The sequence below is a fragment of the Amantichitinum ursilacus genome (assembly GCF_001294205.1).
Taxonomy (GTDB): domain Bacteria; phylum Pseudomonadota; class Gammaproteobacteria; order Burkholderiales; family Chitinibacteraceae; genus Amantichitinum; species Amantichitinum ursilacus.
On sequence record NZ_LAQT01000001.1, the window covers coordinates 471257 to 494214 of the forward strand.

A 22958-nucleotide genomic window follows, 5' to 3' on the forward strand; every position below is an offset into this window, starting at 1 on the left:
TGCGGCCTGCAGCGGGTGTTTTTGATGATCAATACGGAGCGTTTCATGAACCGACTTGCCAAGTCAGTTGCCGCAGCCCTTAGCCTGACCGCCGCCAGCGCATTTGCCGATGTACACCTGCAAAGCGACACTGGGGTGCTGATCACCGCGTCGGGAGACGTCGTGCTGGGCGCGCCCGCGTTTTCGAATATGTATTCGGTGATCAATGAATTGACCGGAGCTCCCCAGCTCACCAACCAGAGCGGTAGTTTTGATTACCAGACTGCTGCGGGCAGCATTGCGCTGACCACCACCGCCGACGCTACAACGCAACGTATCCAGCTGGCCAGCACCGCCAAATTATTGGCGGGTAAGTCGCTCGGCAGCGCCAGCGGTTATTTTTCGTTTGAAGAGATCGTCAGCGTGGGCGCGGGCGGCGGGACCATCAATCTAAGTGACTGGTTTAACGCCAACCTGCCGGACACCGGATTCGGTCCCGGCTCGGTGTATGCGTCCAGCAGTTTCTTCGTGTTCACCATCGATGACGCGGGCAACCAGTTTCCGCTCAATTACAGTTATCACCTTACAGAGAAAGGGAGCTCGGCTGCATTGGGGGATGCCGGCGTTATCGATCTGGCGGCAGGCGATCCTCGCACCTTCAAGCTCGAATTCAGCCTGGTCAGCGAGCTGACTGATAGCCGTACCCCACCCACCTTGCCGCCTGCGGTGCCGGAGCCGGAAACCTGGGCGCTGATGGGTTTGGGTTTGGTGGCCAGCGTAGCGGCGGCGCGGCGCAAGCGCGTTCAGGGTTGATGGCGGGCCAGGTGATGACCTGGCTACGGACAAAGCAAAACGGGCGGCCCGCATCTGCGGCACCGCCCGTTTTTATGGCCGATCAGATTGAAATCAGACCGGCGTGGCCGAGGTCGATTCAGTCTTTTCCTTAACCAGTTTCTTCAGCAGAACGCCCATCACCAGGCCCGCAATAGCTGTACCAATCAACGACTTGATCATTGTGTTTCTCCATGAGCGAATGTGCTGACGCTAGTTTTGAGAAAACGCGTCCAGGCCGTTAGCAGGACAACGCCTAAAGCCGTGTAGTCGCTGTTCCGATGCCGCGTCATGCGAGTCCGCGTTGTCTTGATACACAGCGTTGCAACTTACAGTGCGCCGCATGGTTCCCGGCTGGCCCGGATTACGCCACACTGGGTGTCCAGCGTCAGCCGCACGGACCTGGCCCTCTGCATTTTCTGGAACCCCTCTCCTTATGAATAGCCCGATTCACGATCCGCGCGAAGCGGTCGGCAGTGTTTTTTCGCTTGATGCGATGCTGCATGCACGCGCCCAAACCATGGACGCCGTCCAGCGCATCGCCGCCGTGGTTCAACCCGGCATGACTGAACAACAAGCCTGCGATGCCGCTAAAGACATCCTCGACGGCATGGGCATGCAGCGCATCTGGCATCAGATCATCGTGCGTTTTGGCGAAAACACGCTCAAAACCTTTAAAGAGAAAATCACGCCAGAACAAACACTTGGCTCAAACGATATGTTCTTTATCGATTTGGGCGTGGTGTGGGACGGCCATGAGGGCGATGCCGGCGACAGCTTCTCGGTGGGCGATGACGCCGAAATGGCCGCCTGTGCCGAGGCCGCGCGCGTGCTGTGGCAGCAGACCGGTCAGTACTGGCATCAACATCGGCCGTCGGGCGAAGAATTGTATCGTTATGCGCAAACGCAAGCCGAGGCCGCGGGCTGGAAACTGAACCTGGATATCAAAGGCCACCGCGTCTCGGATTTCCCGCACGCCATTTACAAGGCAGGCAGCCTGGGCAGCTTTGATGCATGCCCCAATACCGGCTTGTGGATTCTCGAAATCCAGATCGCCCACCCCACCCGCCCGTTTGGCGCGTTTTACGAAGATTTGCTGGTGGCGGGCGAATGGCCAACGCGCCAGGCCTCTGCAGATGTACCCGCTGTGACTGCGCTCACGCAGCACGCGTTTTAGCACGGTGGCGCGCAGTGAAGATGCCACAACGCTTCATCGCATTGTAATCATGGCTTACTAGTAACTGATAAGATGACCGCGATTTACCCGCACAATATCTTACCTATTACGGAAAAGATCATGAGACTTGCCAAAACTCATTGGGCTGCAGCTGCGGCCCTACTACTTACGTTCGCGGCGCCTTCGCATGCTGCCGTGCAACTCAGCTACCCCGGCTTCAATCTCTATTTTGGTTACGGCGTTACGGCCGACGCCAGCTCAGGCACGCTGACGACCAGCAGTGGCCTGACTGGCGACTACGGCGGCTATCAATATCATTACGATAAAACTACGGTGTCAGGCATTACCTATACCGCCCGGGATCAAAGCAGCACGGGTGCGCTTTATACGCAGTATTCGCTTGCATGGCTGGCTGACAGCGGCTGGCAATTGAGCTCTTTTACCAACGTGACCACAGGCTTGGTAACGGGTGCCACGAGTTGGGCATCAGGCAGTTTTGTATCTGTGACGGGGGCCACGACGGTGGGTAAGGATACGGTGACGGTGTCGCCCCGCCAAGGTGGCCAGTCTTCGAGCTGGACTGAATCGTATAACAATACGATCGCCTCGGATCCATCCCAAGCGGGCTGGGTGGGCACGAACTGGAGCGGGGGTTCCCGGTTTGACGGCTATGGCAACGGCAACGTGCCGGTCGTAGCAACGGATATTAATGGCATTGCCAGCTTCACCGCTTACCGCTTCTACGACCCCATCCCGACGGCTGCCGTGCCGGAGCCGGAGACCTGGGCCATGTTGGGCATGGGCCTCGTCGGCGTGGTTGCCGCAAAGCGTCGTCGCGACCCACAAAGCCCCCGCGCCTGAGCATCAGGGCGTATACGGCTAGACAGCCGGGTGATGTCGCGGCGCAGCATCACCCGCAGCCTTTATTGCTTATGCAGATCGCCCGGCTTCCACGTCTGGTCAAAGAACGCCTGCTTGGGCCCATACAGCCGCACGATCACCAGCACGCCCTTGCCTTTGACCGTCTGAATCCAGTTTTTGCCCGCGCCGGGCGAGGTCGGGCCGAAATAGATGTCGGTTGAGCCATCGGCGTTCTGCACCGGCTTGTCCATCTGGTTCAGCGATGGAAACGCCTGGCCATTGGGCATGCCCGATGCGCTCAGGCCGTCGTACGCCGTCACCGACCAGAACAATGCCGCGGGCACGTCGGCGGGCAAGGTCATTTTGTAGCTTTTGCCGCCATCCAGATAATTGCCGTCCGCATCGCGTGAGGTGGCCGGGTATTTAGCGCCAGCGCCGACGATATTCATCACCATGCCCGGGCTATCCGAATACGCCGAGGTAAAGAACGCCACGCGTTGTTCCAGATTGGTATAGCTGCCGCTGGACTGGAATTCGGTGTTTTCGCCGGCAAAGGTATTCACGTATTGGCGATCTTTGTAATACAAGCCGCCCGCTTCATTGACCAGCAAATCATTGCTGATGACCTTGCTCATTTTAAAAGCGGTGCGTGCCGCCTGATCGAGCAATTTGCGACGTTTGGCGTCCGGGGCAAATGGTTTGCCTTTTTCAATGCCTAATGTATGCAGAAAGCCGCGCATATCCATATCGGCCGGGTCCACCGCTTCCGCTTCGATAAAGCGCGACAACATATCAAAGTAAGCGCCGTCATGCGGAAACAGCATATTGATTTGCGCGCCGGTCGCATCGGGAAATTGCATCGGCAAGGCCGTGTCTTTCTGGCCCAGCGGATAGATGTGCGTTTGCTCCACTTCAGCCACCGGCGTGGTCAAATCAGCCGGGTTTTTAAAGAAGGTGCGCCAGAACAAAAACACATTGTTGGTGCGCGATCGATAAACAAAGCCTTCCTTGGGCTCCGGGCCATTGTAGTCCGGCGGCAGCAGCACATAGGTGCCGCCTTTGCCTTTATCCGGGCCCGCCAGGCCCACATCGCCGCGCCAGGTTTTGCCCTCGATGGTCGGGCCTACCAAGGGCCTTTGAAAGAAATCATCAAACATACCCTGCACGCCCGGTGGCGCTTCCACCACCAGGGGGCCGTATTTTTTCAGATCCAGATAACTCATGGCGTAAACCAGATCGGAATTAGGCGTGGTGACCAGGGTTTTGGCGTTAATGCGCCCTTTCCAGGTTGGCAGAATGTTATATCCCGCGCCAAATTGCTTTTCAGAGGCCTCTTTCATGGCCCAGATATTAATGGCCGGTAACGACCATAAATAAGCTTGCGTTGCCCGCTGGAATATCAATTCATCCGCCAGTTTCTGGCTGGATGCTTTGGTGGGAAAACCGTTTTTAAAAGGCAGATTGGCTAGTTCGTCATAACGTGATGCGGCATACGCCTGGCTGGATAAAGCAATTGCCAACGCAATGGCGGTGACTTTGGGAAAGAATTGCGAACCATGCATTCGACGTTCCTCGCGATCTGTAGGGGCGGTTAAACCGCCCTGCGATTTGCGCGCAAGGACAGCCAACCGAAAGGTCAGCATAGTTGCGACGGCAGAATTTGCAAGAAGCGTGCAAATCGAGCTGACGTCAGTAGCGAGTTATCTGCCCGAGCTTGTTCGGATAGTGTCTGCGTATCGTAAGTCGATGCCTTGAGTATCGAAACGTTGCATGGTTGCATCGCCACCCGCCATTTCGTAGTAGCCCGCGCTGCGCCTGGGTAAGCTGCCGCTTCCACCATGTCGCCACCGATGAGTGCTCATGAACTATTTCGAGATGTTTTTCTTTGCGCAGGGCCGCATAACGCGATTGACCTATGCGTGGCGCTTGCTGGTCCTGGCCATCGCCTGCACCGCCTTGGGCAGTTTGTTTGGCGATGTTGCGGGCGCGCTGCCTGCCGCGTTGTTTGCGGCGATTTTTGTTTACGGCGCAGTCGCGCTCAGTGCAAAGCGTTTGCACGATATCGGCCGTGGCGCGTGGATATTGCTGGTGGCGGTGGTTCCGGTACTGGGCCCGCTGTGGTTGTTATTCCAATTGCTGCGCGCCGGGGTGACGGGCAGCAATCGCTTTGGCGCAGATCCGGCTGCCCGCGCGGGTTATCTGGTGGTGGAGCTGGGAAAATAACCATGACCACTGTCAATGACGTGACCGGCCTTAATCGCATCCCGGTATTTGCCATTACGCGCCCCACCAGCACCGAAGAAGTCGCCGCCGCAGTCCGCAGCACCACGCTGCCGGTTTCGGTGGGTGGCGGGCATTTCAGCATGGGTGGCCACACCGCCAGCCCCGGCAGTCTGCATCTGGACTTGCGCGCCCTGAATGCCATCCTCGCCTTCGAACCCGCGCGAGCCCTGTTGCGCGTGCAAGCGGGCACGCGGTGGTGCGATATCCAGCGCTTTATCGATCCGCATGGATTCGCCGTCAAAATCATGCAGACCTATGCCAACTTTACGGTGGGTGGTGCGCTGTCGGTTAACGCGCACGGGCGCTATATGGGACTGGGGCCGGTGGTGTCGTCGGTGCGCGCGCTAACGCTGGTGCTGGCCGATGGCCGCATTGTGGTCGCCAACCGGCAACAGAACGCCGAGCTGTTTCGCGCGGCGATCGGGGGCTATGGCGCGATTGGCATCATCACCGAAGTGGAGCTGGAACTGGCCAGCAACCGCCGCGTGGAGCGGCAGCACAAAACCCTGCCGGTGGCGCAATACCGTGCGTGGTTTGATGCCCATGTCGAAGGCCGCGCCGACGTGGTATTCCACAATTTTGATCTCTACCCGCCGCACTATCGCCATGGCCGCGCCGTCAGCTGGGTGCATACCGACAAACCCGCCAGCGCACCGCGATTGCAACCGTTGGCGCGGCGTTTCTGGCTGGCGCGCTATCTAATGTGGGCCATTACCGAAACGCCGATGGGCAAGCTGCGGCGGCAGCATGTTTATGATCCGGTCTTGTATTTGCGCAAGCCGGTGCACTGGCGCAATTACGAAGCCGGCTATGACGTGGCCGAGCTGGAGCCATTGGATCGCGAGCGCCGCACCTATGTGCTGCAGGAATATTTTGTGCCGGTGGCCCGCTTCGAGCAGTTTGCCGCAGCGCTGGGCGCCACGTTGCAGGCGCATCGAGTGAATGCGGTCAACGTCTCAGTGCGGCACGCCACTGGCGATGACACCACGCTGCTGAACTGGGCACGCGGCGACACCTATGCGTTTGTGCTGTATTACAAACAGCGCACCCGTGCCAATGCCCAGGAGCGCGTGGCGGTCTGGACGCGCGAGTTGATCGAGCACGTGCTGGCCGCGGGCGGCACTTACTATCTGCCGTATCAATTGCATGCGACGGCGGATCAGTTTCATCGCGCTTATCCCCGCGCTCGCGAGCTGTTTGCGCTCAAGCAACAACTGGATCCGGATTATCGTTTGCGCGGCGCGTTGTGGGATCGCTACTACGCGCCACAGCGCCAGGCCGAAATCCAGCCCGCGTCGGCGCCGGCCCAGCGCCCGCAGCTGTTTGCCGCGGTCTACGATCAGACCGAATCGGCCGATCGTTTTTATCGCTTTTTGCAGAACATCTTTAACGTGGTGCCGGAAGACCGCCTGCACACGCTGATCAAACAAGCGTTAACGCAGCATCGTGATGATGAAGCTATCTATCGCGCCATCCAGTCCGGCTTGCCCGCGATCACGCCCAGGCTGGCGGCGCTGACCCACGCCTTGCCGTCGCTGGCCACGCAAAAACAAGAGATGGGCCGCCAAACCGCGCAACTGATTGCGCGGCGCGATCTGGTTGATTACGTCGAGATTGGTTCCACCGGCCGCTACGTTAATGCGCTTAAAAAACATCTGCGCTTGCGTGGCCGCGTGACTCTGGCGCATGAGCTTGCACCGGGGATGTCGCCGGTAGATATCGTCGAACGCGGTCAGATTCGCCCCGTGGGCGAGTATGTCCCGATGCGCGCGTTTGAGCCCTTGTCGCTGCCCGACGCCAGTGCCGATCTGGTCAGCTGCTTTGTGGGTTTGCACCATATGCCCACCGCCAGACTGCAGCCGTTTTTGCGCGCGATTGCCCGGGTGTTGCGGCCTGGCGGTTATTTTGTGGTGCGCGACCATGATGTCACCACACCGGAGATGGACCAGTTTGTGGCGCTTGCGCACACCGTGTTCAACGCGGGCCTGGGCGAGCGCTGGGAAACCAATCAGGCCGAGCCGCGCTTTTTTAACAGCGTGCAGTACTGGGTCGAACAGATCGAGGCCGCCGGCTTGCGCCACACCGGTGACAAGTTGTTGCAGGCGGGCGATCCGTCGCAAAACGTGCTGATGGCGTTTGTTAAAGCGGAGTCCGTCTGATGTTGCGGCTACTTAAATATGGCGTGCTGAGCGGGCTGTTCTGGATGGCGGTGGCGCAAGCCAGCGCGCCCAGTCTGGTGCCGTCTGACCAGCAACGCAGCGCTGAGCAAACGTTGCTGACCTATCCCGAGTGGTTTCTGGTGCACAGCCCGGCGCAATACGCGCGCACCTTGCGCCAACAGCCCTCGCAGGATTTTCCGTTTGTGGCGCATGTGGGGCAGCTGTGGTCCAGCTATTACCTCGCCACGCGCGAACAATGGCGCGGCCACTATCCGTCCAACCCCGGCTATCACGTGATGATTGTGGTGTTGGCCAGCAGCACCACGCTCGAATACGGGCTGCGCGCCGCTTACGAAAACACCCTGGGCCGCATCAGTTGGGCCTTGGGCGGCAACCAGATGACGGCCGAAGATCGCTTTGCGGCGCAAGCGGCACAGGAATACGTCGACTTTATCCGGCAACAGCCGTGGTATCTGTTTGATTTCCGCAGCCGCCTGACCCGCCTGTGGCGCGATGTGCCGCTGACCGGGCCGGGGCTGCTGCGCAAATGGGAGCGGCGCTATGCGCTGACCACCGAATACCTGATCAAAGCCGCCTACGGCAAGCTGATCGAAAAAGCCACGCGCGCCACGTACGAGGTGGCATTGATGAATACCGATGTGGTGATTGCCGCCCCGCCCGCGCCGCTGCATCTGCCCGCCCGCGTTGACGTGCTGAAGAATTATGCCGATGGCCGCCAACTGTTAAGCCTGCCGCGCTATTTTGATTTTCGCATTGCCGCGACCGCGCTGGCGCAGCAAGGCGTGCGCTTTGACGATATTGCGGGCAATCAGGGCGACATTCTGGTGACGCTGTGGCAGCCGGATCAGCAGCCGTTGCCGCTGGACGCAGGGCGCATCCTGTTTACCCAGGCCATGGCGGAGCCGCGCCATATCCGCCGCGTGGGCGTGTTGCTGCCGGTGGCGCAACTGGCGGATCTATTACGCATTGCGCCCGCCCGCGGCTGGCAGATCGAACACGTGCACGATTACTGAACTCGATCCGCCCGTGCCGTCGGGCGCCGACAACAGGCGGCCCGGCGGCGGCACACCGCATGGCAGCGTTGCGACGCCACTACAGCGCGCCCCTGATGCGGAAACTACCTGGATACGGCGTTTCAAACGCAAGTTAATGTAGTTAATATTCCGGCACTACAAGACCGGTCGGTCGCACTTATAAACCCGAAACTTGCCAGCAAGCGATGGAGCGAATACGGATGAGGCAATTACATAAATCGTTGTATTTCTGGGTGGTGCTGGCCATTGTGGCCGGTGGTTTGATTGGTTATTTCGATCCCCCATTGGGCGTGGCGCTTAAACCCTTGGGTGATGGTTTTATTGCGCTGATCAAAATGCTGATTGGCCCGGTCATTTTCTGCACGGTGGTATTGGGTATCGCCAATGCCGGGGATATGAAAAAAGTGGGTCGCGTGGGTGGCAAAGCGCTGTTGTATTTTGAAGTGGTGTCGACCTTTGCCCTGGTGATTGGTTTGTTGGTGGCCAATATTCTCAAGCCCGGTAAAGGCTTTAACGTTGATCCGCATACGCTGGACCCCAAACTGGCGGCCGAATACGCGCAAAAAGCGCATGAGCAGCATGTGGTCGATTTTATTCTGCATATCATTCCCAAAACATTTGCCGATGCCTTTAGCGGCTCAGGCGATTTGCTGCAGGTGTTATTAGTGGCGGTGTTGTTTGCGTTTGCGCTTAACAAGATCGGCGCCAAAGGCGAACCCGTCCTGCGTTTTGTCGAAGGCCTGTCGGATATCTTTTTTGGTATGGTGCGCGCGCTAATGTGGCTGGCCCCGCTGGGCGCGGGCGGCGCAATGGCGTTTACGCTGGGCAAATATGGTCTTAAAGCGCTGCTGCCGCTGGCCAGTTTGATGGCGTGCTTCTATCTAACCTGCGTGTTGTTTGTGCTGGTGGTGCTGGGAGTGATTGCGCGATATCACGGCTTTAGCATTATCAAGTTTGTGATTTATATCCGCGAAGAATTGCTACTGGTATTGGGCACGTCTTCTTCCGAAAGCGCGTTGGTACAATTGATGCGCAAAATGGAAAACGCGGGTTGTCCCAAAGCAGTGGTGGGCCTGGTGGTGCCAGCGGGTTACAGCTTTAATCTGGATGGCACCAATATCTATCTAACGCTGGCAGCCTTGTTTGTGGCGCAGGCCATGAATATCGATCTTAGCCTGTGGCAGCAATTGTCGATTTTATTGGTGGCGATGCTGACGTCCAAAGGCGCATCGGGCGTGACCGGCGCGGGGTTTATTACGCTGGCCGCCACGCTGGCTGTGGTGCCCGATATTCCGGTGGTGGGCCTGACGTTGATTCTGGGCGTAGACCGTTTTATGTCCGAAGCCCGCGCGCTGACCAATATCGTGGGTAATGGCGTCGCCAGCATCGTGGTGTCGCAGTGGGAAAAAGAACTGGACCACGACAAGCTGAAACAAGCGCTGGGCTAAGCGAAAGCCTGCAGATTAAAACGGCGGTGCTGAGATTATCAGCACCGCCGTTTTTATTGCCGCGTGATCAACGCGCCCTGCCCGGCCAACAAACTGCCAAAGCTTAAGCCGCGCTATCCAGATGCAGCGTCAGGCCGGTCGCGCTATAGGTTGGCGTTGCCTTGAAGCCATTGACCGTGATGCTGCTGAAGGTGCCATTCAACGCCTTGGCATTGATCAGCGTCAGCGTGCTGCCCACGCTCGGCGTATAGCCGCTGGCGAAAGTGATATTGAGCGTGCCGCCGGCAAGAGTGACATTGCCGCTGGCCTTGATCTGGCCTTGCGTGCCGCTGCCCATCACCAGTTGCGACGCGCCGGTGGCCAGTTGCGTGTAGTTGGCCACGCTGAGCGCGCTGGCGGCGGCGATCACGGCCGTGCCCTTGCCCACATACACATCGCCATTGCCAAAGCCACTGACGCTATCCGCTTGCAAGGTGCCGCCTTCGATATCGGTGCCGCCGGTATAGCTGTTGGCGCCCGCCAGATGTAGCGTGCCGGTGCCTTTCAGCGTCAGCTTGCCGGCGCCCGCGATGTCGTTGCGCCAGGTGTCAGCGGCGTTGTAACCGCCCAGGGTGGCGTCCATGGTAACTGCCACGTCGCCGTTGAATGCGCCAAAGCCATCGCCCGCCTTGAACAGATCAATCCGGCCCCAGCCTTCGGCGTCGTCCATGACCGGATAGCCCGATGTCAGTGCGGTGGTTTTTAGCACCACGCGGCGCTGGCTGTAGGTCAGGTACGGGAAGCGCGTCTGGATCAGGATTTCCGCGCCCTTCGGCACCGTGGCTGGTTTGGTGGCATCACCGATCTGGCTAAAGCCATAGGTCAAACGGCGCGCATTGTTGGCCTTGTTGGTGGCGTAATCGGCAAAGCGGTCGGTACTGCTGCTGGCCGAATGCGCATAGCTGATGAAATCGGCTTCGGTGCTGACACCGGCCGCCGCCATCAACGTGCTGTGCGCCTGGGCATACGCCACATCGGCCACGCCGGTATTGGCGCGCAGGTTGGCGGCCACGGTGGCCAGCGCCTGGATGCGGCCGCCGATCACGTCCAGCGGCGAATGCATGCCGGCCAGAATGCGGTTTTCCCCGAGCTCCAGGCCGCGCGAAACCATTTCCTGGAAGCGCTCCGGCACCAGCCACGCCATGGTGAACGCATCGCGCCCGGCTTCGGCCGAGTGGCCGCTGGGGAAGCCGCCATCGGTGTTGGGCGTGCTGCTTTCGGCGGGCACCAGCGCGGGCACCACCACCACGCTGCTGCTCCAGCGGAACGGCCGTGCGTATTTAAAGAAGCGCTTGGCCGGTTCGGTCGAGGCATTGGTGCCCACGGTGGTGCCCAGCAGATCCACCACATTGCCAAAGCGGGTGTTGCTGGCTGCGCCCACGCCGACGTTATTGCCGCTGTCGTTGTAAACCACGCTGGTGGCATCGGCCGCCACGCTGGTGATGCTGGTGGTTTGTTGCGCGGCGGTGCGCCAGGCCGTGGTCAGCGGACCCATGCCATCGGTCACGCTATAGCCCTTGCCGCGGCGGTCATCCAGATACGCCGCCGTGGCCTGGTCGGCGGTGCGGCCGGTGGTGGCGGTGACCACGTACTGGATGTTTTGCGCCAGCACTGCGCTGTTTACCGCTTTGCCGTCGGTGCTGTCGCCCGGTATGCCGGTCCAGCTGCTGGCGACCACGGCCGGAAACGTGCCATAGGCCGCAGCGGTGACGCCCGCATCCACGATCAGCGAGCTGGGTGTCCACAGATCAAGGTATCGGGCCAGTACACGTACGCCCGCGTTGGTATCAATAGTGGCGTAACGCGCATCGCCGCGCTGGTTGGTATACGCGTAATCCACAAACGGCAACACGGTGGATACGTCTTGTACGCTGGCGATGTCCTCAGCACCGGTGCCGGTGGGCGCGGCCGGAATCGTCAGCGTGGGGTTGGTGACCACAGGCGTGCTGGTTGACGCATCGCTATCGCTATCGCCGCCGCAACCGGCCAGGGCCAGTGCCAGCGCCAAAGGCATGACGGCGAGGGTGAAAGATGTTTTTTGCATTATGAGTCCGTGTCAGTGAAGGAGTCGGCAGACCCCGGCTGTGTGAAAGCGGACTGAATGCTAGAGAGGCAACATGATCGAAAGATGACGGTTTTGTATCTGTATCGACCGGCACGGATACGTTTCCGCTGGGGTACAGCGGGCAAAGTCGCGCCAGCGCTGGGTTTGGCGCGCACAACGGCTTGCCGCAAATCAAAGCAAAAAAGTTAAACGCTTAACCCGCGTCGGCAGTATTGGGGGTGGATTCGCTGCTGGCGGAGGCAGTCGCCTCGGCCCGGCGCGCCGCCAGCTTCTGCTGCAGGCTCTCGGGCATGGGCCATTGCTTGAGCACCCATTGCAGCGCGGCGGTCAGTTTGGCGCGGTCGTAATCAAGGCTGAACACATGCAGGCTGGCGCCGTGCAGCATCAAGCGCCAGGCCAGCAAATCGGGTTCAAACGGGGCGTCGGGGGCAAAGCCGAAGATGCGGCGATCGGCGCTATCCATGATTGGATTCAGCCGCTCGGCCAGGCGTTCGTCCCCGCGCGCGGCCATCCACAATTCCAGCACCGCCAGCGAATCGGTCTGCCCTTGCGCATGCGCCAGGCCATACAGCGCCAGATACATGCGTTCACGCGGGTTAAACAAGCCGGCGGGGTCGATCTTGCCGCCTTCGATGTCGATCAACTCGTCCAGCAAGGCGGGCAATAAATCGAGCAAGCCTTCAGGAAAGTGGTAGCGCAATGCACCGCGACTGACTCCGGCACGGTCGCATACGCGCGTTTCGGCCAGCCGGGCATAACCCTGCTCGATCAGAAGCTGGCGGGCGGCATCGAGCAATGCCTGGCGGGTCTGGCTGGAGCGGCTCTGGCTATTCATGCGCGCCATTCTAACGGGCCACGCGCCCGCTGCCACGTCATAAAAAAGACATACATGTATGTTTACATGTGCGCCCCGATACACGATCAAAACACAGGGACACAACACGATGAGCATCAACTTAAAACGCTGGCTGACGGCGGCTCTTGGCGGCATCGTCATGGCCGGCGCGCTGGTGGGCTGTAACAGCGGCGACGACAGCGCAAGCGCCACGCCCACCATCAACAGCATCAAGCACGTTTTTGTGCTGACGCTGGAAAACGAAAACTACAGCACCACGTTTGGCGCCAATACGGTGGCCAAATATCTGGCGCAAGATCTGGCCAGCCAGGGCGCGCTGCTGCAAAAGTATTACGGCACCGGCCACGTTAGCCTGGATAACTACATCGCGATGATCTCGGGCCAGTCCGGCAATCCGGTCACCAATATGGATTGCCAGTCGTTTAGCGAATTTGCGCAAACCGGCACCGATGCGGACGGCCAGGCCATCGGCAGCGGCTGTGTCTACCCCGCTTCGATCAAAACGCTGCCGGACCAGCTGACGGCCGCAGGCCTGACGTGGAAAGGCTACATGGAAGACATGGGCAATGACCCGGCACGCGAAAGCGCCAGCTGTGGTCATCCGGTGATCGGCGCGGTGGATTACACGCAATCGCCCGAAGCCTCCAGCGTGGCCGTGGCCAAGGGTGACCAGTACGCCACCCGCCACAATCCGTTCATGTATTTCCATTCCATCATTGATAACAACGCCGATTGTGGCAAACACGTGGTCGAGCTGAACACGCTGAAGGCCGATCTGGCCAGCGCCGACACCACCGCCAACTTCAACTTCATTACGCCCAATCTGTGCCATGACGGCCACGATGCGCCGTGCGTCACGGGCGAAGCCGGTGGGCTGACCTCGGCCGACGCCTTCCTGAAAACCTGGGTGCCGATCATCACCAACTCACCCGCGTTCAAGAAAGACGGCCTGCTGATCATCAACTTTGACGAAGGCAGCTATGCCGCCACCACCGTGGCCAGCGGCGTCATGAAGCTGACCTACGCCGGCGAAACCTGCTGCAACCAGAAGAAAGGCCCCAACCTGGGCGACTATCCGCAAACCTCGGCGCTGGGTACGTACAACGGCCTGCAGATTCAGGTTTCGTACAACAGCTTTGGCGGTGATAACACGGGCGCGGTGTTGATCTCGCCGTTTATCAAGGCGGGCACGGTCAGTACCACCGCCTACAACCATTACTCGCTGCTACGCAGTATTGAAGACATCTTCAAGCTGGGGCATCTGGGCTACGCCGCGCAAGACGGGCTGACGCCATTCGGCGCGGACATCTTCACCAACCTCAAGTAGAGAGGACCACCGCAGCGCGACCCTCTTGCGACCCGGCGGTACTCGGAACCCTCACGTACAACACGTACGCTGCGGTTCCGCCGTTCCGGCGGTTCGCAACCTGGTCACGCTGCGCTGGCCCCGACACGGCTGTGGCAACCCATCGCAGCGCGGGGTTGCGCGCCGTTTACCTTTTCGCGAATCCAGAGCTCATGAACCTTATTTCTCGTCGTAATGCCTGGCTGGTACTGTTGCTGGCGGGCATGGCAGCGGCCTCGATCTTGCTGCAAGCGCGCGCTCGCGCCACCAACTCCCCTGCTGTGGCCGCTGCGCCTGCCGCCACAGCGACGCCGGACAAAGCGGCATTGGCCGCACTGGGCCGACAATTGTTTTTTGATCGCGGCTTGTCGGCATCGGGCCAGCAAGCCTGCGCCACCTGCCACGCCGCCGCGCGCGCCTACGGCCCACCGAACGGCCTGCCCGCGCAGTTTGGTGGCGCCGACATGACCCACCAGGGCATGCGCGCCGTACCGTCGCTGCGCTATACGCTTAACAAGATGCAGGCGTGGCACGTGGAAAGCCCGTCCAGCATGATGGAACGCGCCGAAGCGCAAGAATTGCCGCCCACGGGCGGACTGACGTGGGATGGGCGTTTTGATGCTTTGCACGAACAAGCCACCTTTCCGCTGCTTAACCCCGATGAGATGGCCAATGGCACGCCACAAGGCTTTGCCGAGCGCCTGCGCCACAGCAGCAGCGCCAGCGCGTTTAACCAACTATTCGGCCGCGCCATTCTCAATAACGATAAGCAAGCGCTGCATTACGCGGGCCTGGCGCTGGCGCAATTCCAGCTGGATGACGCCAGCTTTCATCCGTACAGCAGCAAGTTCGACGCGTGGATGGATGGCAAAGCCACGCTGACCCCGCAAGAAGCGCGCGGCAAGCAGTTGTTTGACGACCCGAAAAGCGGCAATTGCGCGTCTTGTCACTTTGATAATCAGGGCGCCAACGGCGCGCATCCGTTGTTTACCGATTATCAGTTTGAAGTGCTGGGCGTGCCGCGTAATGGCGAACTGGCGGTCAACAAGAATCCCCGATTCTTTGATATGGGTTTGTGCGGCCCGCTGCGCCAGGACCAGGCCAAACAAGACGGCTATTGCGGCATGTTTCGCACGCCCACGCTTCGCAATGTGGCAACGCGCGAAGTGTTCTTTCATAACGGCAAATTCCACGATCTGAAAACCGCACTGCAGTTCTACGTGCAACGCGATACCGCACCGCAAAAGTGGTACTCCAGCGTGCATGGCAAGGTGCAGAAGTTTGATGATCTGCCTGCGGACAAGCGCGCCAATGTCGATACCAACGACGAACCGCTGACACGCAAACGCGGCGGCACGCCTGCGTGGAATGAGCAAGATGTGGATGATGTGATCGCGTTTTTGAATACGCTGACCGACCGCGATGCGATGGTGGTTGCGGCGAAGAAGTGATTGCGTCAGGCGCGGCGATGCGACGGCCTGGATTGCCGCCGCCCACCGCCGCAAGCCGGGCTAGCGTTTAGCGATTCACCGTTTTCATCATCTCGGCCGGATAGCGTTCGCCCTGCACCGGTACGCGCGCCAGCATGTCGTTCAGCTCGCGCACTTCATCGGGCGAGAGCGTCAGCGCCGCCGCGCCGATGTTCTCTTCCAGTCGTTGCAGTTTGCTGGTGCCGGGGATAGGCGCGATCCACGGCTTTTGCGCCAGGATCCACGCCAACGCCACCTGCGCAGGCGTGGCCTGCTTGCGCTGGGCAAATTCGCCGATGGATTGCACCAGCTTGAAATTGGCAGCGCGCGCCGCGTCATCGTTAAAGCGCGGCAGTTTGTTGCGCATATCGTCGCTGTTAAACGTGGTGCTGGCGTCAATGGCGCCGGTTAAAAAACCACGCCCCAGCGGGCTGAACGGCACAAAACCGATGCCCAGTTCTTCCAGCAGGGGCAGGATTTTGTCTTCGGGCTCGCGCGTAAACATCGAGTATTCACTTTGCAGCGCCGATAAAGGTTGCACGGCATGCGCGGTGCGGATGGCAGCCACGCCCGCCTCCGACATGCCAAAACCGCGCACCTTGCCCTGCTGGATCAGATCGCGCACGGCACCGGCCACGTCCTCCAGTGGCACTTCGGGATCGACGCGATGTTGGTACAGCAGATCGATGTAATCGGTTTGCAGATGCTTAAGCGATTTCTCCACCACCGCACGAATGCGCTCGGGATGGCTGTCGAGCCCTTCGGCCGGATTGCCATTCTTGAAGCCAAACTTGGTGGCCACCACCACCTTGTCACGAAACGGCGCCACTGCCTCGCCGACAATTTCCTCATTCAACTGGCCATACGCTTCGGCCGTATCAAAAAAAGTAACGCCGCGTGCATACGCGGCGCGGATCAGCGCAATGGCGTCGGCCTTGGCGGTGGCGGTGCCATAAGCCATGGTCAGCCCCATGCAGCCCAGCCCGATGGCGGAAACCTCGAGTTGGCCCAGATGACGTGTTTGCATGATGGTGCTCCTGTGTAAGTAGCGGGCCGCACGGCGGTCGCAGCGCGGCGTTGCATGCTCAGAGTACACATTGCACCAGGTGTTCCTGGCTTTGTCGGATCAATCTCATAAAACGAACTGCGTGCCCCGCGTGCCCGCCCCAGTTCGCGCTAAGCAGCGTTGCCGTTATTCCAGTCGCGCACCGCCTGGGCAAACAAACGCAACACTGTGGGCGGATGCCGATTGGCCGGGTAATACAGGCACAGCCCCGGCTGGGCCGGGCTCCAGTCCGGCAAGACTTGCACCAGCTGCCCACTGGCCAATGCATCCGCCACCAGCGCCTGATTAACCCATGCAATGCCGATGCCGCGCAGCGCCGCTTCCACCGCCAGCCGCATGCTGCCCACGGTCATTGGTCCGTTTACATCCAGATTGATCGGCCGCCCGTGCAGTTGCAGATCCCAGCGATACAGCGCGCCGCTTTCAAAACGAAAGCGCACGCAGCGATGGTGCAGCAAATCCAGCGGCACTTGCGGTGGCGCGTGCCGGACAAAGTAGTCGGGCGAACCCACCGCCACAAAGCGCAAATCCGGGCCGAACTTGACCGCAATCATGTCTTTGGGCACGGCCTCCTGGATGCGGATGCCGGCATCAAAACCGGCGGCCACGATATCGACCATGCGGCTATCGACCACAAATTCGACGTGGATGTCCGGGTATTGCTGGAGAAAGCCGGGCAACACGTGCTGGATTAGCGGCAGCGCCGCCGCTTCTGAACTATTGATGCGCAGCGAGCCCGACGGCCGTTCGCGCGCGTTGGTGACTTCCTGCAGCGCCTCGTCGATATCGGCCAGGGCCGGGCGCAAGCGGTTGAGCAGTTTTTCGCCCGCCTCGGTCAGCGCCACCGAGCGGGTGGTGCGATTGAGCAAACGCGCACCTAGCCGTTCTTCCAGCGCGCGCATGGCGTGGCTGAGCGCGGACGGCGATACATCCAGCAAACGCGCCGCCGCGCGAAAGCTGTGCTGTTCGGCAATTACCGCAAAGGCCGTCAATTCCGAAATGCCGGTTTTTAACATTGATGAATTTTCCTCAGGAGCAGATGCAATCCACGCTGGATTGTTGAGGATATCACCCGCTTTTAGACTGTGCTTCATTCTGAATGCACGCTCGCGGAGCCATCCATGTTGTTACTTGCACGCTCAACCGGCCTTCAACGATGACGGACCCTCGCCAGCAAGCCGCTGCCCACAGCCTGCGCTTGATGCTGCTACTCAGCGCGTTGATGTCGTTTTCATCGATCGCCACCGATTTGTATCTGCCTGCCCTGCCCACGCTGGTACGCGATTTACATGCCGATATCGGCCGGGTGGAACTGACCATTTCCACTTTTCTGATCGGCTTTAGCCTGGGGCAAGTGTTATGGGGTCCGATCAGTGATCGCAAAGGTCGGCGCGGACCGATCGCGGCCGGGCTGCTGCTGTTTGCCATCGGTTCGATCGGCTGCGCCAGCGCCACCAGCATCACGCAGTTGCTGGTCTGGCGCGTGATCCAGGCCGTGGGCACATGCGCCGGGCCGGTGCTGGCGCGGGCGATGGTGCGTGATGTGTATCCGCGCGAACGCTCGGCGCAGATGCTGTCGTTGCTGATACTGATCATGGCGGTAGCGCCGTTGGCCGGGCCGTTGCTGGGCGCGCAAATCCTGCAGCGATCGACATGGCGCGCCATTTTTGGCGTGCTGGCCGTGTGTGGCGTGGCCGCGCTGGCCGCGTTGCGCTGGCTGCCCGAAACGCTGCCGGCCGAGCTGCGTCATCGCGCCCCGTTGCGCAATACCTTCGCCGAATACGGCCAGCTGCTGCGCGATCCGCGCTTGCTGACCTACGCCCTGGCGGGCGGCTGTTATTACGGTGGTTGCTACGCCTTTATCGCCGGCACGCCGTTTGCCTATGTTGGCTACTACCACGTCGCCCCCACCGCTTTTGGCTTGCTGTTCAGCGTCAACATCATCGGTTTGATGGCGATGAATTTCCTGAACACGCGGCTGATTCCGCGACTGGGCAGCGAGCGCCTGTTCCAGGTTGGCGCATTGATCGTCGCAATGGCGGGCGTGGCCCTGATCATCGATGCGCGCAGCGGCTGGGGCGGCGTGGCGGGCCTGGCGGTGCCGATCTTTTTCTTTATGGCGCCCAGCGGTTTTATCGTCGCCAATTCGGTGGCCAGCGCGCTGTCGTTCTTTCCGCGTCAGGCCGGCGCGGCCTCGTCGCTGCTGGGCGCGGTGCATTACGGCAGCGGCGTGCTGACCGCCGCGCTGTTGGGCTGGCTGGCCGACGGCACGCCGTGGCCGATGGGGCTGATCGTCGGCGTGGCGGGCATCGCCTGCCTGGCCATCGCCTTGTTGCCGCGCCTGCACCCGGCGTTCTCATCCCGGACCGCGCCAGCGCGTTCCTGAGCTTTCCACATCACACAGGAAAATATCAAATGACCCCACGTACCTGGCTGATCACCGGCATCAGCAGCGGCTTTGGCCGCGAAATGACCGAGCAATTGCTGGCTGCGGGCCACCGCGTCATCGGCACCGTGCGCGATCTGGGCAAGGTGGCTGATCTGAATGCGCAATATCCGCAAACCTTTAGCGCCGAATTACTCGACGTGACCGATACCGACGCCATCGGCAATCTGGTGGAACTCAGCTTTGCCCGCTTCAAGACCATCGATGTGGTGATCAGCAACGCTGGTTATGGCCTGTTTGGGGCGGCGGAAGAGCTCTCAGATAGCCAGATCGACCAGATGATCGCCACCAACCTGGTGGGCTCCATCCAGCTGATTCGCGCGGTGATTCCGCATCTGCGCGCGCAAGGCGGTGGTCGCATTATTCAGCTTTCTACTTACGGCGGCCAGGTGGCGTTTCCGGGCAACTCGCTGTACCACGCCACCAAGTGGGGTATCGAAGGCTTTGTCGAAGCGGTAGCGCAAGAGGTGGCGTCGTTCAATATCGGCATGACGCTGGTGGAGCCCGGTGGCGCGCGCACCGAATTCCGTTATGGCAGCGCCCAGGTGGCCAAACTGCTGCCGATTTACGACGGCACGCCCGCGCATGCGTTCCTGCGCATGCTCGACCCGGCCAACGGCCTGGCCCCGGGCGACCCGGCCCGGATGGCGGCGCGCATCATCGAAAGCGTGGAGCAGAACCCCGCGCCGTTGCGCATGGTGCTGGGCTCGCAAGCGCTGCACAGCACGATCAGCACCTTGCGCAAACGGCTGGCTGATTTTGAGACGCAAACGGCGCTGGCGGCGTCAACCGATTTTCCAGCGGGCGAATGAGCGCCCGCTCGCGTCAGCGCCCGCTTCCATCCATTGTTAAACCGGGCCCGCTGCAGCGTGCAGTGCGGTCCGACAAGGAGCCAACCATGCAATATCGTCAATTAGGTCAGGGTCTTGAAGTCTCGGCATTAGGCTTGGGATGTATGAGCATGAGCAGCGCCTACGGCCCGGCCGCTGAGCCCCAGGCCATGATCAAACTGATCCGGAGTGCGCACGACCTCGGCGTTACGCATTTCGACACTGCGGAAGCCTATGGCCCGTTTGCCAACGAACAACTGGTGGGCGAAGCCTTGCAGCCCATCCGCCATCAAGTGGTGCTGGCCACCAAGTTCGGGTTCGACATTGATCTGGCGACAGGTGAGCGCCGCGGCGGCACCAATAGCCGACCTGAACATATCCGCGCCGTGTGCGACGCGGCATTGCAGCGTTTGCGTACGGATTACATCGATTTGTTTTACCAGCACCGCGTTGACCCCGCGGTGCCGATTGAAGACGTTGCAGGCGCGGTGAAAGACCTGATCGCTGCGGGCAAGGTTAAACACTTCGGTTTGTCCGAAGCCAGTGTGCAAACCCTAAGGCGCGCGCATGCGATCCAGCCGCTGACCGCGGTGCAAAGTGAATATTCGCTGTTCTGGCGTGGCCCCGAAGCTGAACTGCTGCCCACCTTGCAGGAACTGGGCATCGGCTTCGTGCCGTTCAGTCCGCTGGGTGCGGGGTTTTTGACTGGCAAGATCGACGAAACCACGCAGTTTGACGCGAGCGATTTTCGTAATAGCGTGCCGCGGTTTGCACCCGCCGCGCGCAAAGCCAACATGGCGCTGGTGGAAGTGATCAAGGCCGTGGCAGCGGGTAAAAACGCGACGCCCGCGCAGGTGGCGCTGGCGTGGTTGCTGGCGCAAACGCCATGGATTGCGCCTATTCCGGGCACCACCAAACTGCATCGGTTGCAAGAGAATCTGGGTGCGCTGGATCTGGTGCTTGCCGATGCGGAGCTGAAGGCCATCACGGACCAGATCGCCCGGATCGAGGTGCAAGGCGCGCGCTTGCCCGAAGCGGTGCTGAAGATGACCAATCTGTAAACGCTACCCCAAAAAAACGCCCCTCGCGCGCGCTGCACGAGGGGCGTTTTGCGTGGCCGGTTACGCTGCCGGCAGCGACGCCATATCGATCACAAAGCGATAGCGCACATCGGCTTTTTCCATGCGCTCAAACGCTTCGTTAATCTGGTCCATACGGATCATTTCGCAGTCGGGCAGGATATTTTTTTCGGCGCAGAAGTCGAGCATTTCCTGCGTTTGCGCGATGCCGCCAATCGGCGAGCCCGCCACACGGCGACGGCCCAGCAACAACGGCACCGTGCTGGCTTCTTCTATCGGGCCCACCTGCCCGACGATGACCAGCGTGGCATCCACATCCAGCAGCGGCGTGTACAGGTCGAGGTTATGTTTGACCGGCACCGTATCGATAACCAGATCAAAACTGCTGCCCGCCTTGGCCATTGCATCGGCGTCCGACGACACCAGCAAACGCGCCGCGCCCAGCTTGAGCGCATCGGCTTCCTTGTCGGCGGTGCGGCTGAGCACGGTGACATCCGCGCCCATGCCCACGGCCAGTTTCACCGCCATATGGCCCAGCCCACCGAGGCCGATCACGCCCACGCGGCTGCCGGCCTTCACGCCCCAGGTGCGCAGCGGCGAATAAGTGGTGATGCCCGCACACAACAGCGGCGCGGCTTTTGAGATGTCCAGACCATCGGGCATGCGCAAACAAAACTCTTCGCGCACCACCAGATGTTTGGAATAACCACCCTGCGTGTTTTCGCCGGTGATGCGATCGCGGCCCGCGTAAGTGCCGGTATTGCCCTCGCGACACAACTGTTCTTCGCCTTTTTTGCATTGGTCGCATTCCATGCAGCTATCGACCATGCAACCGACAGCGACATGGTCGCCCACTTTGTAGCGCTTGACTGCCGCGCCGACGGCCAACACGCGGCCCACGATTTCATGGCCCGGCACGATCGGGTAATAACTCCAGCCCCAGTCGTTGCGTGCGGTGTGCAAATCGGAATGGCACACGCCGCAATACAGAATTTCCATCGAGACATCATTGGCGCGTAATTCGCGGCGCTGAAACACATACGGCTTGAGCGGGGTGTCGCGGGTATAAGCCGCATAACCTTGGGTCTGCATGGACTGACTCCGGTGAAGGTGTAACAAGAGAAAACAGCACGCCTGGGCTGATCATAGAACGTTGTGCCGCCCGCGCACGGCTGCTTGCCGTCATCAAATAGTAAGCGGCCACGGCGGCCGTCCTGCGGTGCTTGCGGGCGTTTATTGTTTCGCGCTGGCGGCCAGATTTTTTTCCAGCGCATCGCGCATGCGCTGGGCGGCGGCATCCTGGCTGGCATCACTCAGTCTTTGCGCCACCTGACGGATCTGCGCCGCGCTGATGCCCACATGCAGGCTGATGCGAACATGCGATTGCAGTTGCGATTCCACACCGGTCAATGCGGCCAATGCGCCGATGGTGGCCAGTTCGCGGCTGGGCCAGTCCAGGTTGTCACGCGCAAAAATATCGCCAAACAGATGCGCTTTTAAAAACTGGTCGATAGCGGGGGCAAAGTCGAACAAGGGGCCTTTGACGGGCGCGCCGGTCAGTTGCGTCTGGTTGGCTGTGCCTGCGGCCAAAGCCTGATCGCCCGCGGGCACCGGGCCCGGCTCGCGCCCCGGCGCATCGCTTATGCCGCGCTGCTTGCGCGCCTTCAGTACTTTCATCAATGCACTCAAACCGTTCAGGCTGCGCGGAAAGCCGGTGTAGGCATACATCTGCACCAGAATTTCTTTGCTCTCGCTGATCGTCAGACCCGCATCGAGCCCGCGATTGAGCGCGGCATCCAGCGCGGGCATATCGCCGATGGCCGTCATCGCAGCGATGGGGGCGATGGCGAGTTGCTTGTTGGAAAGCGGGCTTGCGGTGTGTTCGGCAGTCATGGTCGTGGGGTCTCCGGAATTCGTGGCGGCAGCCGGGCTGGCGGACGCATTCACCACCCCTGCCGCCGCCAGAGCGA

At 60.5% G+C, this 22958-nt stretch carries 19 protein-coding genes; 12 read left to right on the forward strand and 7 right to left on the reverse strand.

Annotated elements, in window-relative coordinates; translation table 11 throughout:
* Positions 1-45: 45 nt before the first annotated feature.
* From WG78_RS01940 to WG78_RS01950, 3 genes are all read left to right on the forward strand, one after another.
* Entirely contained in the window at positions 46-792 is a 747-nt protein-coding gene (locus WG78_RS01940) for a PEP-CTERM sorting domain-containing protein (RefSeq protein WP_161805055.1), read from the forward strand.
* A 454-nt stretch (positions 793-1246) separates the two neighbouring features.
* The gene (locus tag WG78_RS01945; RefSeq protein ID WP_053936084.1) at positions 1247-1987 is read left to right on the forward strand and encodes a M24 family metallopeptidase; all 741 of its coding nucleotides are present in this window, start codon (positions 1247-1249) and stop codon (positions 1985-1987) included.
* A 72-nt stretch (positions 1988-2059) separates the two neighbouring features.
* Complete coding sequence (locus WG78_RS01950) at positions 2060-2848, forward strand: PEP-CTERM sorting domain-containing protein (protein ID WP_083458703.1); 789 nt, start codon at positions 2060-2062, stop codon at positions 2846-2848.
* Between the two features lie 62 nt (positions 2849-2910).
* On the opposite strand, the gene WG78_RS01955 is transcribed toward WG78_RS01950, so the two are convergent.
* A complete protein-coding gene (locus tag WG78_RS01955; protein WP_053936086.1) occupies positions 2911-4410 on the reverse strand; it encodes a DUF1254 domain-containing protein in 1500 nt (499 codons plus the stop codon).
* A 298-nt stretch (positions 4411-4708) separates the two neighbouring features.
* Here WG78_RS01955 and WG78_RS01960 point away from each other — a divergent pair, with 298 nt between their 5' ends.
* The 4 genes from WG78_RS01960 to WG78_RS01975 all read left to right on the forward strand — a co-directional run bounded on the left by WG78_RS01960 (position 4709) and on the right by WG78_RS01975 (position 9793).
* On the forward strand, positions 4709-5071 hold the full coding sequence (locus WG78_RS01960) for a DUF805 domain-containing protein (RefSeq protein WP_053936087.1): 363 nt from the start codon (positions 4709-4711) through the stop codon (positions 5069-5071).
* Between the two features lie 2 nt (positions 5072-5073).
* Positions 5074-7290 carry an FAD-binding protein gene (locus WG78_RS01965; RefSeq protein ID WP_053936088.1) on the forward strand — a complete coding sequence of 739 codons (2217 nt, stop codon included), beginning with the start codon at positions 5074-5076 and terminating at the stop codon, positions 7288-7290.
* Positions 7290-8324, forward strand: a complete 1035-nt coding sequence (locus WG78_RS01970; RefSeq protein ID WP_053936089.1) for a hypothetical protein — start codon at positions 7290-7292, stop codon at positions 8322-8324. The genes WG78_RS01965 and WG78_RS01970 overlap by 1 nt, the downstream gene beginning before the upstream one ends.
* Before the next feature lie 221 nt (positions 8325-8545).
* Positions 8546-9793, forward strand: a complete 1248-nt coding sequence (locus WG78_RS01975; RefSeq protein ID WP_053936090.1) for a dicarboxylate/amino acid:cation symporter — start codon at positions 8546-8548, stop codon at positions 9791-9793.
* A 103-nt stretch (positions 9794-9896) separates the two neighbouring features.
* Here WG78_RS01975 and WG78_RS01980 read toward each other — a convergent pair whose 3' ends face one another.
* Together WG78_RS01980 and WG78_RS01985 are read right to left on the reverse strand one after the other, a co-directional pair.
* The gene (locus WG78_RS01980) at positions 9897-11876 is read right to left on the reverse strand and encodes an acid phosphatase (RefSeq protein ID WP_053936091.1); all 1980 of its coding nucleotides are present in this window, start codon (positions 11874-11876) and stop codon (positions 9897-9899) included.
* Positions 11877-12090: 214 nt separating this feature from the next.
* On the reverse strand, positions 12091-12732 hold the full coding sequence (locus WG78_RS01985; RefSeq protein WP_083458720.1) for a TetR/AcrR family transcriptional regulator: 642 nt from the start codon (positions 12730-12732) through the stop codon (positions 12091-12093).
* Positions 12733-12841: 109 nt separating this feature from the next.
* Here WG78_RS01985 and WG78_RS01990 point away from each other — a divergent pair, with 109 nt between their 5' ends.
* The gene (locus WG78_RS01990) at positions 12842-14080 is read left to right on the forward strand and encodes an alkaline phosphatase family protein (RefSeq protein WP_053936092.1); all 1239 of its coding nucleotides are present in this window, start codon (positions 12842-12844) and stop codon (positions 14078-14080) included.
* Positions 14081-14271: 191 nt separating this feature from the next.
* A complete protein-coding gene (locus WG78_RS01995; RefSeq protein ID WP_169788453.1) occupies positions 14272-15549 on the forward strand; it encodes a cytochrome-c peroxidase in 1278 nt (425 codons plus the stop codon).
* Between the two features lie 67 nt (positions 15550-15616).
* Here the strand turns inward: WG78_RS01995 and WG78_RS02000 are convergent, their stop codons facing one another.
* Both WG78_RS02000 and WG78_RS02005 read right to left on the reverse strand, forming a co-directional pair.
* Positions 15617-16594, reverse strand: coding sequence for an aldo/keto reductase (locus WG78_RS02000; RefSeq protein ID WP_053936093.1), 978 nt, complete (start codon positions 16592-16594; stop codon positions 15617-15619).
* Positions 16595-16743: 149 nt separating this feature from the next.
* Positions 16744-17649 carry a LysR family transcriptional regulator gene (locus WG78_RS02005; protein ID WP_053936094.1) on the reverse strand — a complete coding sequence of 302 codons (906 nt, stop codon included), beginning with the start codon at positions 17647-17649 and terminating at the stop codon, positions 16744-16746.
* 140 nt (positions 17650-17789) lie between these two features.
* Here WG78_RS02005 and WG78_RS02010 point away from each other — a divergent pair, with 140 nt between their 5' ends.
* The 3 genes from WG78_RS02010 to WG78_RS02020 all read left to right on the forward strand — a co-directional run bounded on the left by WG78_RS02010 (position 17790) and on the right by WG78_RS02020 (position 20970).
* The gene (locus WG78_RS02010; RefSeq protein ID WP_053936095.1) at positions 17790-19019 is read left to right on the forward strand and encodes a Bcr/CflA family multidrug efflux MFS transporter; all 1230 of its coding nucleotides are present in this window, start codon (positions 17790-17792) and stop codon (positions 19017-19019) included.
* A 29-nt stretch (positions 19020-19048) separates the two neighbouring features.
* Positions 19049-19891, forward strand: coding sequence for an SDR family oxidoreductase (locus tag WG78_RS02015; RefSeq protein WP_053936096.1), 843 nt, complete (start codon positions 19049-19051; stop codon positions 19889-19891).
* Positions 19892-19977: 86 nt separating this feature from the next.
* Positions 19978-20970: an aldo/keto reductase gene (locus tag WG78_RS02020; RefSeq protein ID WP_053936193.1), complete on the forward strand. Its 993-nt coding sequence runs from the start codon at positions 19978-19980 to the stop codon at positions 20968-20970.
* A gap of 60 nt (positions 20971-21030) precedes the next feature.
* Here WG78_RS02020 and WG78_RS02025 read toward each other — a convergent pair whose 3' ends face one another.
* Together WG78_RS02025 and WG78_RS02030 are read right to left on the reverse strand one after the other, a co-directional pair.
* The gene (locus tag WG78_RS02025; RefSeq protein WP_053936097.1) at positions 21031-22080 is read right to left on the reverse strand and encodes an NAD(P)-dependent alcohol dehydrogenase; all 1050 of its coding nucleotides are present in this window, start codon (positions 22078-22080) and stop codon (positions 21031-21033) included.
* 141 nt (positions 22081-22221) lie between these two features.
* A complete protein-coding gene (locus WG78_RS02030) occupies positions 22222-22881 on the reverse strand; it encodes a carboxymuconolactone decarboxylase family protein (RefSeq protein ID WP_053936098.1) in 660 nt (219 codons plus the stop codon).
* Positions 22882-22958: the final 77 nt, after the last annotated feature.

Coding starts and splice junctions, on each gene's coding strand:
- WG78_RS02005 (WP_053936094.1), bottom strand. CDS start 17,649: ATGTTAAAAACCGGCATTTCGGAATTGACGGCCTTTGCGGTAATTGCC.
- WG78_RS01970 (WP_053936089.1), top strand. CDS start 7,290: ATGTTGCGGCTACTTAAATATGGCGTGCTGAGCGGGCTGTTCTGGATG.
- WG78_RS02015 (WP_053936096.1), top strand. CDS start 19,049: ATGACCCCACGTACCTGGCTGATCACCGGCATCAGCAGCGGCTTTGGC.
- WG78_RS01950 (WP_083458703.1), top strand. CDS start 2,060: ATGACCGCGATTTACCCGCACAATATCTTACCTATTACGGAAAAGATC.
- WG78_RS01960 (WP_053936087.1), top strand. CDS start 4,709: ATGAACTATTTCGAGATGTTTTTCTTTGCGCAGGGCCGCATAACGCGA.
- WG78_RS02000 (WP_053936093.1), bottom strand. CDS start 16,594: ATGCAAACACGTCATCTGGGCCAACTCGAGGTTTCCGCCATCGGGCTG.
- WG78_RS01985 (WP_083458720.1), bottom strand. CDS start 12,732: ATGAATAGCCAGAGCCGCTCCAGCCAGACCCGCCAGGCATTGCTCGAT.
- WG78_RS02010 (WP_053936095.1), top strand. CDS start 17,790: ATGACGGACCCTCGCCAGCAAGCCGCTGCCCACAGCCTGCGCTTGATG.
- WG78_RS01975 (WP_053936090.1), top strand. CDS start 8,546: ATGAGGCAATTACATAAATCGTTGTATTTCTGGGTGGTGCTGGCCATT.
- WG78_RS01955 (WP_053936086.1), bottom strand. CDS start 4,410: ATGCATGGTTCGCAATTCTTTCCCAAAGTCACCGCCATTGCGTTGGCA.
- WG78_RS02030 (WP_053936098.1), bottom strand. CDS start 22,881: ATGACTGCCGAACACACCGCAAGCCCGCTTTCCAACAAGCAACTCGCC.
- WG78_RS01995 (WP_169788453.1), top strand. CDS start 14,272: ATGAACCTTATTTCTCGTCGTAATGCCTGGCTGGTACTGTTGCTGGCG.
- WG78_RS01965 (WP_053936088.1), top strand. CDS start 5,074: ATGACCACTGTCAATGACGTGACCGGCCTTAATCGCATCCCGGTATTT.
- WG78_RS01990 (WP_053936092.1), top strand. CDS start 12,842: ATGAGCATCAACTTAAAACGCTGGCTGACGGCGGCTCTTGGCGGCATC.
- WG78_RS01945 (WP_053936084.1), top strand. CDS start 1,247: ATGAATAGCCCGATTCACGATCCGCGCGAAGCGGTCGGCAGTGTTTTT.
- WG78_RS01980 (WP_053936091.1), bottom strand. CDS start 11,876: ATGCAAAAAACATCTTTCACCCTCGCCGTCATGCCTTTGGCGCTGGCA.
- WG78_RS01940 (WP_161805055.1), top strand. CDS start 46: ATGAACCGACTTGCCAAGTCAGTTGCCGCAGCCCTTAGCCTGACCGCC.
- WG78_RS02020 (WP_053936193.1), top strand. CDS start 19,978: ATGCAATATCGTCAATTAGGTCAGGGTCTTGAAGTCTCGGCATTAGGC.
- WG78_RS02025 (WP_053936097.1), bottom strand. CDS start 22,080: ATGCAGACCCAAGGTTATGCGGCTTATACCCGCGACACCCCGCTCAAG.